Source organism: Paenibacillus sp. 276b (genome assembly GCF_900107875.1).
In the GTDB taxonomy this organism is placed as follows: Bacteria; Bacillota; Bacilli; order Paenibacillales; family Paenibacillaceae; genus Paenibacillus; species Paenibacillus marchantiae.
Genome location: NZ_FNRR01000003.1, coordinates 56,676 through 72,251, shown reverse-complemented (window position 1 = coordinate 72,251; position 15,576 = coordinate 56,676). Strand labels below are relative to the sequence as shown.

Sequence of the window (15,576 nt, the reverse complement as noted above, 5' to 3'; positions counted from 1 at the left end):
GCAAGCTTTCGAATGAGAAAGGGGTGAGAAAAATATGCATGAATCTCCGATAATTAACCTGGGTGGGTTCCATCTGGATTTGTCTGTTCTGCTGATGCTGATCGTAACATCCGCCATTGTATTTATTGTTGCAAAACTGGCTACGCGGAACTTGTCAGTGGAAAATCCGGGCAAAATGCAAAACTTCCTAGAGTGGGCGATTGAGTTTGTACGTAACCTGATCTCGAGCACGATGGACATGAAGAAGGGGCAGCATTTCCTTACCTTGGCAACCACAATGATTATGTTTATCTTTGTGGGAAACATGTTGGGTCTCCCTTTGGGCTTTGTAACTGGGGCTACGGATGCAAGCCAAGCTGAAATCTTTGGCAAGCCAATTGTCTCGGTCCAAGAAGCGTTCCATGAAGCTCATGAGAAGAATCCTGAAGCTCATCCACATATCGAAGTTGCCTGGTGGAAATCACCTACGGCTGACCTTTCGGTAACCATGGGTCTAGCGTTGATCGCATTTGCTATCGCGCATGGATTGGGACTTTTCCGTAACACCAAAGCGTATCTCAAGCATTATTTCCAACCACACTGGCTGTTCTTCCCAATCAACATTGTGGAGACAGCATCCAAGTTGTTGACACACGGTATGCGTTTGTTCGCTAACATCTTTGCAGGTGAGGTTCTGATCTCCACGATTATGAAACTTACAGCATTCAAATGGATTGGCGCAATTGCAGCAATTCCGCTGTTGACGGCATGGCAGGGATTCAGTATTTTCATCGGAGCCATACAGGCATTCGTATTTACGGTTTTGATGATGGTATACATATCACAAACCGTCGAATCGCATGAGGAACATTAAGATTCAGGTCCAATACGGTTAAACCTGTAGGGCTGAACTATAAAATTTGAACGAACATTCTAAGGAGGATATACAAATGGGAGCAATGGCATTAGTGGCAGCAGGAATTGTTGCAGGATTGGGCGCACTTGGCGCAGGTATCGGTAACGGTTTGGTAATTAGCAAAACGGTGGAAGGTATTGCACGTCAACCGGAAGCAAAATCCACTCTTCAAACAACAATGTTTATCGGTGTAGGTTTGATCGAGGTATTGCCAATCATCGGTGTAGTACTCGCGTTCATGTTCTACGGAGCGGCTTAATAAAATCAGTGCAGGTTTGGCGGGGAAGGCCACAGCCATCCGCGCCTTCTTTTTAGGTAGCGTCCGTAAACCGGAGTTGCGGCCTGAGGATACCTTCAGGAAGGAGTGAACAGATTGAATTTCGTATGGGAAAATACAGTTCTGGCGATTATAGCATTTGGTATTTTATATTGGCTGCTTAGCCGTTATGCATTTGGTCCACTTTTCTCCATTATGGAAAAACGTCGTGAGCTCGTATTGGCGCAAATGAATGAGGCTGCCCAAACGCGGGATCAGGCTATTGCCTATGTTGAGGAACAGAAGCAGGCTCTTGAAAAAGCGCGTAAAGATGCTTATGACATCATTGAACAATCCAAACAAACAGGCGGCAAACAGGCTGAAACGATTCTGGCGGATGCAAAAGCAGAAGCGAATCGCCTGAAAGACGATGCTGTGCGTGAGATTGAGAGCGAGAAGAACAAAGCGGTTGCAGCCCTTCGCAGCGAACTGGGTACAGCTTCCGTTCAAATCGCTTCCAAGCTGATCAAAAAAGAAGTTGAGAACGGTCCTGCACAAGAGGAGCTTGTGAACCAATACCTCAATGAGGTAGGAGGCCGACAATGAGCCGCGATACGATTGTTGCTAAGCGTTATGCGAAAGCATTGTTTGAAGTTGCTCTCGGACAGCAGAAGGTGCTTGAAGTCGAACTAGAGCTACGTACTGTTGTAATTGCCATCACTGGTGATGCGGAAATCGGTAAATTTATCGAGTCACCCAACATCTCTGAAGAGGCAAAACAGAATGTACTTCGCACAAGTCTTGACGGCAAGGTGTCTGAACCTGTTCTGAAAACCGTCTTGCTTTTGATTGAGCGTGGACGCGTTGAACTGCTGGAAGCTCTGCTGAATGATTATGTGAAGATCGAGGGCGAATCGCTCGGCATAGCCGATGCACGCGTGTACTCGACTTATGCCTTGAATGATGAAGAACAAGGAGCGGTAGCCCGTGAATTCGGTGGCCGTGTGAATAAAAAGATCCGTATCGAGAACATTGTCGATCCGACTTTGCTGGGCGGATTGAAAGTTGCCATTGGCGATACGATCTATGACGGTAGCTTGGCTGGCAAGCTTGAACGTCTTGAGCAGTCTTTTAACAGACGAGTACAGTAGATTGGGGTGAGGACACTTGAGTATCAAACCAGAAGAAATCAGTACATTAATTAAGAGCCAGATCGAACAATACAAGAACGATATCGATGTAGTCGAAGTCGGGACGGTTATTGAGGTTGGTGATGGTATCGCTCGTGTCTACGGACTTGAGAATGTCATGTCCAACGAGTTGGTTGAATTCCCAAGCGGTGTTATGGGTCTCGCCATGAACGTGGAAGAGAGCAACGTCGGTATCGTTATCCTGGGACCTTACTATGATATTCGTGAAGGCGACCAAGTAAAACGTACCGGTCAAATCATGCAAGTGCCTGTTGGCGAAGCATTGATTGGACGCGTTGTTAACCCGCTCGGTATTCCAGTGGATGGCAAAGGGCCAATCGCTACAACGGAATTCCGTCCGGTTGAAGGTAAGGCACCAGGCGTAATGGATCGTAAATCGGTTCATGAGCCGATGCAAACAGGGATTAAAGCCATTGACGCAATGGTTCCAATTGGTCGCGGACAACGTGAGTTGATCATCGGTGACCGTCAAACAGGTAAAACATCAATCGCGATTGATGCCATCCTGAACCAAAAAGGCAGCGGCATGAAATGTATCTATGTTGCTATCGGTCAAAAACAATCTACAGTTGCACAAGTCGTAGAAACTCTTCGTCGTAAAGGCGCAATGGAGTACACGATTGTTGTAACTGCAGCAGCATCTGACCCATCACCATTGTTGTACATCGCACCGTATTCCGGTTGTTCGATGGGTGAGTACTTTATGTACAAAGGTGAGCACGTTTTGGTTATCTACGATGATTTGACCAAACAAGCTTCCGCATATCGTGAGCTTTCCTTGCTGCTTCGCCGTCCACCGGGCCGTGAGGCTTATCCGGGTGACGTCTTCTACCTGCACTCCCGTTTGCTGGAGCGTGCAGCGAAGCTGAATGATGAGCTTGGTGGTGGTTCTTTAACCGCACTGCCGTTCATTGAAACACAAGCTTCCGACGTATCTGCTTACATTCCGACGAACGTAATCTCCATTACGGACGGACAAATCTTCTTGGAAGCTGACTTGTTCAATGCTGGACAACGCCCGGCGATCAACGTAGGTATCTCCGTATCCCGTGTTGGTGGTTCTGCTCAGATCAAAGCGATGAAAAAAGTTGCAGGTTCCCTGCGTCTCGACCTCGCTCAATATCGTGAGCTTCAAGCGTTCTCCCAGTTCGGTTCCGATCTGGATAAAGCGACTCAGGCCCGCCTGAATCGTGGTGCTCGTATGATGGAAATCCTGAAGCAAGGTGTAAACCAGCCTCTGCCTGTAGAACAACAGGTAGTCAGCTTGTACACAGCGGTTAAAGGGTTCCTGGATGAGATTCCTACAGGTGATGTTACTCGTTTCGAGGGTGAGTTCCTCGCGTTCATGGAGAGCAGCCATCCGGAAATTCTTGGGTCCATCCGTGATACAAAAGAATTGACTGCAGACAATGAATCCGCTCTGAAAGATGCTATTGAGAAGTTCAGAAAGAGCTTTGCTGTCTCTGTCTAAATAGATGATATGCAGTTGCGGAGTTGTTTAACCGATTCCGCATGTCTGCATGTAAAACTTTGATCTATCAAAGTTTCAATATGCTTACGAAGTAGTTTTGACTATGTCAAAACTAGTGAATGCTTACGAAGTAACTTTGGCTCGCCAAAGTTTAAGTTTGGGCTTACGAAGTAGTTTTGACTACGTCAAAACTTGAAGGTGGTGAAATCATGGCAAAAGGCATGCGCGAAATAAAGCGGCAAATTAAAAGCGTACAAAGCACCAAGCAGATCACCAAAGCAATGGAAATGGTAGCTGCCGCAAAACTGCGTAAAGCGCAGGAAAAAGCGGAAGCAGCTCGTCCTTATTCGGAGAAGCTGAAAGAAGTTGTGGCAAGTATTGCAAAAAGCACGCAAGGGGTTCAGCATCCGATGCTGGAAAGTCGTCCGGTCAAAAAGACAGCTTATCTGGTTATTACATCGGACCGCGGTCTTGCGGGTGGTTACAATGCGAATATTTTGCGTCAGGTCAACCTGACACTCAAAGAAAAGCACAACTCTCAGAATGACTACGAATTGTTCGTCATTGGACGTAAGGGACGCGATTATTTCAAACGACGTGAAATGGCGATGACATCCACTACAACGGATCTTTCCGATTCGCCATCATTTGCAGATATCAAATCCATCGCACACGAAGCTGTTAAAGGGTTTGAATTGGGTAAATTTGATGAATTGTACATTTGTTATAACCGCTTTGTAAATGCGTTGACCCAGATTCCTACGGTAGAACGTCTTCTTCCGATGGAAACACCTGAGGTAACTGCTGCAGAAGGACCGACTGCAAGCTACGAGTATGAGCCGTCTCCTGAAGCAGTACTGGAGGTTTTGCTTCCGCGTTATGCGGAAACGCTGATCTATGGTGCTCTTCTGAACGGTAAAGCGAGTGAGCTGGGTGCGAAAATGACAGCCATGGGTAATGCAACCAAAAATGCATCTAAACTCATTAATGACTTGTCATTGACCTATAACCGTGCCCGTCAAGCGGCGATTACGCAGGAGATTACGGAAATTGTGGCAGGTGCCAACGCAGCACAAGGCTAACCGTTTTTTATTAATGAAGGCTTGCAGAGCAAAGATAAATGAACGGTACATTATTTTTGCAAAAGTAGCAGGCTTGTAGGAGGGGAACGTTAAGATGAACAAAGGACGCGTTGTGAGCATCATGGGTCCGGTTGTTGACGTCGAGTTTGATCGCGGCGGTTTGCCGGAAATCCTCAATGCCATTACGATCACTACAGTAAGCGAAGCTGGCGTAAGTGTTAATCTGACACTCGAAGCTTCGAAACATCTGGGTGACAACCGGGTACGTTGTATCGCGATGTCCTCCACGGACGGACTCGTTCGTGGTATGGAAGCCGTAGATACAGGAGCTCCAATCTCTGTACCTGTTGGGGAAGCGACACTGGGTCGTGTATTTAACGTACTCGGCGAAGCCATTGATACTGGCGGCACTGTAGCTGCTGCACATAAAAATCCGATTCACCGCTCGGCTCCTGCATTTGATGAACTGACTACCCAGGCTGAAATGCTGGAGACAGGAATCAAAGTTATCGACTTGTTGGCTCCTTACGCCAAAGGTGGTAAAATCGGTCTCTTCGGTGGTGCCGGTGTAGGTAAAACCGTAACGATTCAGGAATTGATCAACAACATCGCACAAGAACACGGCGGTATCTCCGTATTCGCGGGTGTTGGTGAGCGTACACGTGAAGGTAATGACTTGTATCACGAGATGAGTGATTCGGGCGTTATCAACAAAACAGCAATGGTCTTCGGACAAATGAACGAGCCTCCAGGCGCACGTCTTCGTGTAGCCCTCACTGGTCTGACTATGGCGGAATACTTCCGTGATGAAGAAGGCCGTGACGTGTTGCTCTTTATCGATAACATCTTCCGTTTCACCCAAGCAGGTTCAGAAGTATCTGCCTTGCTCGGACGTATGCCTTCCGCGGTAGGTTACCAACCAACGCTGGCAACGGAAATGGGTCAATTGCAAGAACGTATCACTTCGACTAAAAAAGGTTCCGTAACATCCATCCAGGCCATCTACGTGCCTGCGGATGACTATACTGACCCGGCTCCAGCAACGACGTTTGCCCACTTGGACGCAACGACGAACCTGGAACGTAAAATTTCCGAGATGGGTATCTACCCTGCGGTAGATCCGCTGGCATCCAGCTCCCGGATCTTGTCCCCTGAAGTTGTAGGCGAAGAGCATTACAACGTAGCTCAAGGCGTTAAACGTATCTTGGCACGTTATAATGAATTGCAGGATATTATTGCGATTCTGGGTATGGACGAGCTGAGTGAAGAAGACAGAGCGCTCGTTTACCGTGCTCGTAAAATTCAACGTTTCTTGTCCCAGCCATTCCACGTTGCTGAAGCATTTAACGGTATTCCGGGTAAATACGTTCCGGTTAAAGAAACGGTGCGCAGCTTTAAAGAAATTCTCGAAGGCAAGCATGACGATCTTCCGGAAGCAGCTTTCCTCTTCGTGGGTACAATTGAAGAGGCAGTGGAGAAAGCCAAAACACTGGTATAATCTGAATCCAGGATTGTCCTTATGAAGCGAGCTATCGGATAGTTTCAGGAGGGATGGAATTGAGCACCTTTTTGTTGGAAATTGTAACGCCTGAGCGTTTGGTATTTACAGAGCAAGTGGATAGTATCATCGTTCGTGGTGTTGAAGGGGAACTGGGTATTATGCCAGGTCACATCCCTATGGTTACACCATTGCAGATCGCACCAATCATTATCAAAAACGGAAAACAGAACAAGCAGGTCGCTATTGGCGGCGGTTTTATCGAAGTCCGTAAAGATAAGGTTGTTGTCCTCGCAGAAAGTGCCGAATTCCCGGAAAGTATCGATGTGGACCGTGCGCGTGCGGCGAAAGAGCGGGCAGAACGCCGTCTCAGCAGCCAAAGCAATCAGGATCATTTTGATCACCGTCGGGCAGAGATTGCTCTGCAAAAAGCGGTTAACCGGATCAACGTATACGGCAAATAAACTGTTCATTGGAGCCTGGCGGCTTAGTCTGCCGGGCTTTTTTGAGTTTTTGGAACGTTGCCTTTTCCAGTTACAGTAAAATATATGGTCATTTTCTTCGGTTGAAGCTCTTGATTTAACGGCAAATAAAGTTAATTGTATTCACCGTTTATGGGCAGTTGAATAGAATGTAGGACTAAAGTCGTGGCGATAATGATCACTGTTGGAACCATTTTTAACGACGGAAATCCAAATTATTTCCGAGGAAATGACAGGATCGATATCGAAATAACGCTCTTTTATGTCGTTTTAGTCACAAAATCCCGGCATTTTGAATTTAAAATATTATCAAAGTGGAAATCAATGTAATTGACAATGTATGATGAAAGAGCCTATATTCCATAGAGTCAGCAGATGCAGGAAGCTGCGTTGATGAATTCCATAGTCATTCACAGCCAGATTGTTGCTGCTCCGTGATTGGGCATCCAGATTTCCTGCATAGCAGGAGTAAGTCTGACAGTAGGCTCAGTACGTTGTGTTCAAGTCATTCCATTGTTCTAACAAGTTATGGATGCCAGGCATAATTATGCTGATCGCTGCAACAAATGTGGAGGTAATGAATATATGGATACTGACCTGACGAATCAGTTGAACCAGACATTAAGTACGAATGGCTTAGTTTCGATTATCGTCTCTCTTTTATGTATAGCGTTGTCGTGGTGGGCTTTGCAGAATCTCAAGCTGGATTTAATCATCAGGCAGCCACGAGGAGCACAGGGAAGACTGTTACATTTACTGTTGGCCATTATACTTGGGCATGCTGTTTCAGGCTTTGTCATTGACTATTTGTCATGGACACAAATGTTGCGCCATTTGTTTTAATGTTGAGATGGTTGGTTAATCATCTGTTAGGTTCTTCAAGCAGTGTAATGTCGAATAACATCGATTAATTGTGTTAACAATTAGAGTATGAGTTGTCGGCAAAGAAATTAAGAAAAAAGTGTGACGTGGAATTGGATGAATTTGAGATGTTTTATGTAAAAATGCTTGTATCGTACAATTCAACAATGTTATGATGGAAGTTAGGGAATTCACAATTGTTCACTTATTTTGTGGTTATAAACGGGATATCCGGATGAATCCGGCTACTAATCATCCCAATCTGTCTGTTCAGATGTTTGCTGGCCTGTAAGGCATTACATTTACAAGTCGGAGGGCATCATGCAACGCACGTGGTATCATCGATATGGATCATAAACCAATTCTTTTCTGAATAGACATCAAGGGCATTATTTGCCAGGCTATGTCGAAATTCCACACACAGCAACAGTCTTTTCTATTACAGAAGGGCTTACGTATTCCGGAATGAAGAAAAGGGAATAAAAGCGCGGAGGGAACCATGATGAGCAAATTTATCGTCCGCGGTGGCAAAAGGTTGACCGGAAGTGTCAAAGTTAGCGGCGCTAAAAATTCTGTTCTTCCGATCATCGCTGCCTCTCTCTTAGGGGAAGAAGGACAAAGCGTTATTATTGACGCTCCTCCTCTAGACGATGTGATGACGATTAACAAGGTGTTGGAATCGCTGGGAGCGGGTGTTACATACCGGGACGAAGTGATTACCGTAAATGCGGAGAAACTTACTTCCTGTGAGGCACCGTATGAATGGGTAAGTAAAATGCGGGCGTCATTTCTGGTCATGGGGCCATTGTTGACGCGTATGGGTCATACAAGAATTTCGCTTCCTGGTGGATGTGCCATCGGTACACGGCCTATTGATCAGCATTTGAAAGGTTTTGAAGCCATGGGTGCTGAGATTAGCTTGGGCCAAGGCTATATAGAAGCTCGTAGCCAAGGACGGTTGCGTGGCGCGAAAATTTATCTAGATGTGGCTTCCGTAGGTGCCACTCAAAATATTATGATGGCTGCAACATTGGCTGAAGGGGTAACTGTTCTTGAGAACGCGGCAAAAGAACCAGAGATCGTGGATCTTGCCAACTTCCTGAATGGAATGGGTGCCAAAGTACGAGGTGCTGGAACAGGAGTCATCCGCATCGAAGGTGTGGAGAAACTGTCTGGCGTGAAACATACCGTCATTCCTGACCGGGTTGAAGCAGGTACCTATATGGCTGCTGCTGCAATCTCCGGTGGTGATGTGTATATCGAAGGTGCGATTTCAGACCACTTGGGTTCTGTTATTGCGAAGCTGGAAGAAATGGGTGTAACCATTCATCCTGATGAGAATGGCGTTCGTGTCATTGCAGATCGTCCGCTCAAGGCTGTGGATGTGAAAACATTACCATACCCAGGTTTCCCTACCGATATGCAATCCCAAATGATGGCGCTTTTGCTTGCCTCTGAGGGAACCAGTGTTGTAACAGAGACTGTTTTTGAAAATCGCTTCATGCATGTGGATGAATTCCAATTGATGAATGCGGAGATCAAAGTTGAAGGACGTTCGTCCATCATCACGGGCAATGCCAAGCTGAAGGGTGCCAAAGTAACTGCTACCGATTTGCGTGCGGGTGCCGCACTTATTATCGCGGGTCTTGTTGCTGAAGGTACAACGGAAGTGGGCGGTGTTCATCACATCGACCGTGGTTACGTACATCTCGCTGAGAAGCTTAACGGACTTGGAGCCGATATTTATCGTATTTCGGTTGAAGAGCCTAAGCTGGATGCAGTTAAAGCATCGAATGAAAAAGTCGGGGAAGAAGTACCGCTGTTCAAAGTACAACCGACCTGGGCATAACATCGAATTGGACAATAGGCGTTGCTCTCTAATATGAATCACACATCATTGTATATTGCGGATACGAGAGCATGCGTGCTGTCATTTAAATTCAGATCAAAAGCTAAGCCATCTGGCTTGGCTTTTTTTTGTGTTCAACGATCCATTGAATCAGTACCTGATTCTATTAATAGCTGGTCCTAACTTATATAGCATAACATCATATTCTGTACCAATTCTGAACAAATGAAAGAGCATGCTTTTGGAGGAACGGGTGGTACCTTATGGAGACGGATTCCGCGACAGATCAATGTTTTTTAATAATACATAGCATAATTAAGTTAGAAATCGCCACATATGGAATGCCTTCGTTTCTCTTAAATCAGGTTCTATCAGATCCAGCCAGCTCATACCCTAAACTATGGATTTGAACAAAAGGACCGGCGCTTGACCGGCCATGGACAACGGAGGGTTATATCAAAATGAAAGAAGCCCGTGTGCAGGTTAAGGTACCTCTTGTCCCTCGTCCACTAGTGAAGGAGCCAGAAGAGATTGCTGGTTTCGGTGTGGAAAAAGACAAGCTTGCTTCAACGAACATCAGAACTGTTCCAGATGAGCCCGTAACAACATGTACTAGACGGCCTAGCTCCCAACAGGAGTCAGCTCAACACACTGCGGCACGTATACACATGCCTGTCATTGAATTAGACCAGTTTCGTCGTGTGAAGCGCCGCCGAATGCGTACGTTTGGCCGAGGCCGCAGATGGGGAAAGAACAATACTCGCTGGCAGCCAGCGGCGGCTGTATCGGCAGTGCTTGCACTTGCGCTGTTGATCCCCGCCATTCTGGTCTGGCCGCGGACGAATGATCCGGTTAAACCGATCCCGGTCCCACCAGGTACAGGCAGTGTAACGACTCCAGCACCTTCTCCAGCTGTACCTGTTACCTACCCTGAACCTCAAGTAAGGGTGTACCTGTCTGCAACCGGTACGACGATGAATCTTCCACTTGAAGATTATGTTACCGGAGTTGTCGCTGCCGAGATGCCAGCTGAGTTCAGATTGGAAGCTCTGAAGGCACAGGCCATCGCTGCAAGGACATTTATCGTGAGAAGGCTGGCAGCCAACGATACAAGCGGTGTACCTTCAGGAGAAGCCGATGTAACAGATACCGTGAGTCATCAGGTGTTCATACCACCAGAACAAGTAAAAGCGGACTGGACGCGTCTGGGGAAAGCGAAGGAATGGGAGAAGCTGCAGCAGGCTGTCCGCGAAAGCAAAGATTCCGTCATGACATATCAAGGCAAGGCAATTACTGCATCCTTTTTCTCCACAAGTAATGGGTATACGGAGAATGCTGAGGATGTCTGGGGGAACCCTGTTCCTTATTTACAAAGTGTAGCGAGTCCGTGGGATAAAAATCTGGCTCCCGGTTTTGAAGAAACCATCACCATGAAGCGCAGTGAGATTCTCCAAAAGTTGAATCTGGGTGCAAATGCTATCCCTGTGAGTGCGCAGCAAAGCGGTGGCTGGATGGAAGTATTGTCTACAACGCAAGGCCATCGGATCAAGGAGATACAGATTGCAGGTAAAACGTTTAGCGGACCGGAGGCTCGAAAGCTACTTGGGCTTAGATCCAGCCAGTTCAGCTGGAAGACCGATGGAGATGAGGTTCAGATTACAACGTATGGATACGGTCATGGAGTCGGCATGAGCCAGTGGGGAGCCAACGGCATGGCACAGGAGGGTCACACCGCGACCCAGATTCTCAAACACTACTACACAGGCATCTCCTTCGGACAGGCATCCAAGATGCTAGCCTCAAAGTAAGCCAACATGGAAGTCGGTATCGTCCGGACCATTTGAATTGACCAAACGTTAGTCTATTAGCAGTAATGGGCCACTGAATAATATAAAGCGAGGCATCGCAGGCAATCTATGAAGTTGCTAAGCTTAGAATCAAAACCCACCGTTTGCTCTACTAATGAACTTAAAACTATAACGCCATGTTCAATCTCACAAACTCAATTTATAAGGATTGGCTGCTAAATTCAATCCATGCATTTCTGTCTATCACCCCTTCCGGGCTTTCAAGACTTGGCTATATATGCGGAGTGTGCGAGCGTATGGAGAGCGCAGGGGACAAAAAAGGCCTGTAGAAACGAAGTGTCCGCCTTTACTCCCGGATTTCACCTTTAAAGAAGGTGATAGAAGAAATCTGGGAGTAACAGCCGGTCGAAAGGTTTTCTGGCCCCGAAGCGGTGCACGTACTAACACTCATCTCAGCATATATAGCACTCTTTGAAAGCTCCGTGAAAATAATTAGAGTCGCGCGTGTATAAAAGAGTTGCACCCGGTAACACTTGTTACTGAGGTGATTAAGATGAATGAACAAAACAAAAAAACAGGCCAAGAAGAAACTCCTAAAACAACTCAAGGAGTACCGGCTAGCCAGCCCTCTTCATGGAAAAGAGCAATGTCCAAACGTTGGGTCTTCCCGGCAGCCTACATCGCAGCAGCAGGCATTATACTAACCTTAGTGTGGGTCTATCAGGGCACAGGCGACAAAACGCTGAACTCGGACCCTACAAGTGGGGTAGTAGAAACGGGCGCATCGGGTACAGAAGGAACAGCGGTTAACGGAGAACAGGAAAGTGTGGAAGTTGTTGCAAAGTCGGAGAATTTTGTATGGCCGGTAGCGGTTCCGTCCGAAATTTCGGTAGTAAAACCTTTCTATGACAACGAAGCTTCAACTGAGGAACATGAAGCAGCGATGGTGCAGTACAATGACACATTTATTCCGAACACGGGTGTAGATCTGGCACGTGGGGATAACAAAACGTTCGAAGTCAAAGCAGCACTCGGCGGAAAAGTTACCCGGGTTGAACAAAACCCGCTGACAGGTCAAGTTGTGGAAATCACACACAGTGATAACCTCAAAACCGTATACCAAAGCCTGGCTGACGTCAAAGTGAAACAGGATGATGAAGTGAAGCAAGGAGATGCAATTGCATCGGCTGGCGTTAATGAACTGGAAAAAACGCTGGGCAACCACCTTCACTTTGAAGTTTACGAAGACGGACAACCGGTTAACCCGCAAGGATATCTTCCGGAAAAATAAAATGATTTTTACCGCAGCAACATGACGGGCAGAGGGAATTCTCCTCTGCTCTTTTTGTGCTTTTCAGAAAATAATGGGACCTTCGAAGCTTGTCACACCTTTAAACCGCGAATATATAGGCATGCTCCTCATATAATGTACCAAACTATCCACACAGTAGGGAGGCGGGAGCGTGCACGATTACATCAAGGAACGGACCATAAAAATTGGTCGCTGCATTGTTGAGACGAGGAATACGGTCCGTACCATAGCCAAGGAATTCGGCGTGTCAAAGAGTACTGTGCATAAGGATCTGACGGAGCGTCTGCCGGAAATTAACCCTGATCTTGCTGACCAGGTGAAACACATTCTGGAGTATCACAAGTCAATCCGTCATTTGCGGGGCGGTGAAGCGACCAAAATTAAATACAAAAAAACAAGCGGTAAAAAACGCGAGGTGCTGGCTTCCGCTAAATCGTAGAGACCTGCGGAAAGACGTAGGCCAAAAAGCTCACACATGCATTGAATCCCTCCCCTGAAGTATGATATGTTAAAAGCTGGTACAGGATCGAATTATGACATCTTATCAGCCCGATTTTTACATATATATGTTGCACTTTGTCGAACGAGCGGTGACGTGATAAGGGACTCTTTTTCACAGGATACGCTGACCAAATAATATCACTTTGGGGGCTCTTTTATGTTTAGCAAGGATATCGGTATTGATCTTGGCACGGCAAACGTGCTTATTCACGTGAAAGGAAGTGGGGTTGTCCTCGATGAACCTTCCGTCGTGACCATTGAAAGCGATACGAAGCGGGTCCTTGCTGTTGGGGAAGAAGCGCGTCGTATGGTGGGGCGTACTCCAGGTAACATTGTTGCCATTAGACCGCTGCGTGACGGTGTTATTGCGGACTTCGAGATTACGGAAGCTATGCTTAGACATTTCATTAATCGTGTGGGGGCAAGAAGCTGGTACAGCCACCCGCGTATTCTGATCTGTGCACCAACCAACATTACTTCCGTGGAGCAGAAGGCTATCCGTGAAGCTGCTGAGCGCAGCGGTGCCAAAGAAGTATTTCTGGAAGAAGAGCCGAAAGCGGCAGCGATCGGTGCGGGGATGGATATTTTTCAGCCGAGCGGCAATATGGTCGTGGATATCGGCGGCGGAACGACTGACGTTGCAGTCCTGTCTATGGGCGACGTAGTCACCGCCTCTTCTATTAAAGTCGCAGGGGACAAGTTCGACGAAGCGATTACCAAGTTTATCAAAGCCAAATACAAACTCATGATCGGTGAACGTACAGCCGAAGATCTCAAGATTGCGATTGGTTCCGTGCATCCGGGTGGTCGTCAAACAGAGATGGACATTCGCGGTCGTGATATGGTATCCGGTTTGCCTGTTACCGTAACGGTGTCGGGAAATGAAGTGCAAGAGGCGCTATGGGATTCCGTGCAATCTATTATCGTGGCAGCCAAGTCGGTATTGGAGCGGACGCCACCAGAATTAGCGGCAGACATTATTGACCGAGGTGTCGTGTTGACAGGTGGAGGCGCTTTGCTGAACGGACTGGACGAACTGTTGTCCAATGAATTGCATGTACCGGTATGGGTTGCAGAGGATCCGATGCATTGTGTCGTGAAGGGGACTGGCATTATGTTGAATAATTTGGATCAGGTGGTTAAGAAAAAGTTCTAATCTGCCGATATAAAAAGCAAAGGTTCGCCCAAGCTCGGGAAGCAGAACGGACAAGCAGCCATCCTGTAATGCAGGACAAGCGCTTGAGGAGAGGGGTTAATACATGTTAAGAGGTCTGTACACCGCTACCGCGGGAATGATTACGCAACAACGCCGCCATGACACCGCAACGCAGAACATCGTAAATATGAACACAACGGGATATAAACAAGTGAACAGCGTAAGCCGTTCTTTTCCGGAAATGCTCATTACTTTGGTAGGCGGAGATGCTAATCTTCCGACAAAGCGGCTGGGCAAGCTGAACACAGGTGTGTTCGCGGAAGAAAGTTTGTCCATGAATTTGCAGGGAGCCATTATGGAAAGTGGGCAAAAGAGTGATTTTGCCATTTCGTCCAATCTGGCCGTGAATGATCCACAGACAGGACAACCTGTCCCGTTTGACGGTTCAGGCAAATTTGTACGAGCTGATGGCACGGTAACTTACCAACCTCAGGCGTATTTTACAGTACAGGATGCAGAAGGCAACACAAGATATACACGTGATGGTCACTTCGAGGTTACCGGAACTGGACAGCTGCTCAGCTCAACAGGTTCACAAGTCCTGGATAATAATGGACAACCTGTTGTGTTGACAGGATCGGTAGACCAATTTAAAGTGGATGAGCAAGGTCGTCTTGTCAATGCAGAGACGGGTGCACCTACAGGAGTTACATTGGGAATCAGCGTCATCGATCAACCCAACCAATTGGTACGTCAAGGCGATGGTAATTTCAGCCTGAATGATCAGAATGGAGCAACCGCTCGGATGATGGCTGCCGGTGATAATGTGCAGATCCGTCAGGGCTACCTGGAAGGTTCGAATGTAGATGCATCACAGGCAACTGTAGATATGAACGCAGCATTCCGTGCTTATGAAGCGAACCAGAAGGTCGTACAATTCTACGACCGCAGTCTGGATAAAGCCGTCAATGAAGTTGGGCGTGTATAACGCCAACGTATAATATAGCCGCGTAGCGGAGAGCCAAACCCCCTTTACGAAGCAAGCAGAGAGGCTCACGCGAAGCGCAAGCCTAAACGCAACCGAGCCTATGCGAGGATTGCGCAGTATTATCCTAAGCGCAGCGATGGTCTCGACAGTCCTTTGCGGAGCAAAGCAAGGAGAGACCACGCGGAGCGCAAAGCATAAACGCAGCC

The 15,576-nt window shown here is 47.2% G+C and carries 15 protein-coding genes; all 15 read left to right on the top strand.

Annotated elements, in window-relative coordinates; translation table 11 throughout:
• The first annotated feature begins 34 nt into the window (after positions 1–34).
• The 15 genes from atpB to BLV50_RS16370 all read left to right on the top strand — a co-directional run bounded on the left by atpB (position 35) and on the right by BLV50_RS16370 (position 15,370).
• Entirely contained in the window at positions 35–853 is an 819-nt protein-coding gene (atpB, locus tag BLV50_RS16440; protein WP_063568354.1) for a F0F1 ATP synthase subunit A, read from the top strand.
• A gap of 76 nt (positions 854–929) precedes the next feature.
• Positions 930–1,154, top strand: coding sequence for a F0F1 ATP synthase subunit C (gene atpE / locus BLV50_RS16435; protein WP_062321699.1), 225 nt, complete (start codon positions 930–932; stop codon positions 1,152–1,154).
• Positions 1,155–1,268: 114 nt separating this feature from the next.
• Complete coding sequence (gene atpF / locus BLV50_RS16430) at positions 1,269–1,757, top strand: F0F1 ATP synthase subunit B (RefSeq protein ID WP_063568355.1); 489 nt, start codon at positions 1,269–1,271, stop codon at positions 1,755–1,757.
• A complete protein-coding gene (locus BLV50_RS16425; RefSeq protein WP_090808920.1) occupies positions 1,754–2,302 on the top strand; it encodes a F0F1 ATP synthase subunit delta in 549 nt (182 codons plus the stop codon). Before atpF ends, BLV50_RS16425 begins: the two co-directional genes overlap by 4 nt.
• Before the next feature lie 16 nt (positions 2,303–2,318).
• Complete coding sequence (gene atpA, locus BLV50_RS16420; protein ID WP_063568357.1) at positions 2,319–3,833, top strand: F0F1 ATP synthase subunit alpha; 1,515 nt, start codon at positions 2,319–2,321, stop codon at positions 3,831–3,833.
• A 209-nt stretch (positions 3,834–4,042) separates the two neighbouring features.
• The gene (gene atpG / locus BLV50_RS16415; RefSeq protein WP_063567727.1) at positions 4,043–4,915 is read left to right on the top strand and encodes an ATP synthase F1 subunit gamma; all 873 of its coding nucleotides are present in this window, start codon (positions 4,043–4,045) and stop codon (positions 4,913–4,915) included.
• Positions 4,916–5,009: 94 nt separating this feature from the next.
• A complete protein-coding gene (gene atpD, locus BLV50_RS16410; protein WP_063567728.1) occupies positions 5,010–6,413 on the top strand; it encodes a F0F1 ATP synthase subunit beta in 1,404 nt (467 codons plus the stop codon).
• 59 nt (positions 6,414–6,472) lie between these two features.
• Complete coding sequence (locus tag BLV50_RS16405; protein ID WP_062321712.1) at positions 6,473–6,877, top strand: F0F1 ATP synthase subunit epsilon; 405 nt, start codon at positions 6,473–6,475, stop codon at positions 6,875–6,877.
• Between the two features lie 603 nt (positions 6,878–7,480).
• Complete coding sequence (locus BLV50_RS16400) at positions 7,481–7,738, top strand: DUF1146 family protein (RefSeq protein WP_062321714.1); 258 nt, start codon at positions 7,481–7,483, stop codon at positions 7,736–7,738.
• A 520-nt stretch (positions 7,739–8,258) separates the two neighbouring features.
• Entirely contained in the window at positions 8,259–9,605 is a 1,347-nt protein-coding gene (murA, locus tag BLV50_RS16395) for a UDP-N-acetylglucosamine 1-carboxyvinyltransferase (RefSeq protein WP_083678749.1), read from the top strand.
• A 461-nt stretch (positions 9,606–10,066) separates the two neighbouring features.
• On the top strand, positions 10,067–11,413 hold the full coding sequence (spoIID, locus tag BLV50_RS16390; protein WP_090808918.1) for a stage II sporulation protein D: 1,347 nt from the start codon (positions 10,067–10,069) through the stop codon (positions 11,411–11,413).
• 553 nt (positions 11,414–11,966) lie between these two features.
• Complete coding sequence (locus BLV50_RS16385) at positions 11,967–12,704, top strand: M23 family metallopeptidase (RefSeq protein ID WP_063567731.1); 738 nt, start codon at positions 11,967–11,969, stop codon at positions 12,702–12,704.
• Between the two features lie 172 nt (positions 12,705–12,876).
• Positions 12,877–13,164: a sporulation transcriptional regulator SpoIIID gene (spoIIID, locus tag BLV50_RS16380; protein ID WP_024632710.1), complete on the top strand. Its 288-nt coding sequence runs from the start codon at positions 12,877–12,879 to the stop codon at positions 13,162–13,164.
• A gap of 219 nt (positions 13,165–13,383) precedes the next feature.
• Positions 13,384–14,382, top strand: a complete 999-nt coding sequence (locus BLV50_RS16375; RefSeq protein WP_063567732.1) for a rod shape-determining protein — start codon at positions 13,384–13,386, stop codon at positions 14,380–14,382.
• A 103-nt stretch (positions 14,383–14,485) separates the two neighbouring features.
• Positions 14,486–15,370 carry a flagellar hook-basal body protein gene (locus BLV50_RS16370; RefSeq protein ID WP_064641898.1) on the top strand — a complete coding sequence of 295 codons (885 nt, stop codon included), beginning with the start codon at positions 14,486–14,488 and terminating at the stop codon, positions 15,368–15,370.
• The last annotated feature ends 206 nt before the right edge of the window (positions 15,371–15,576 follow it).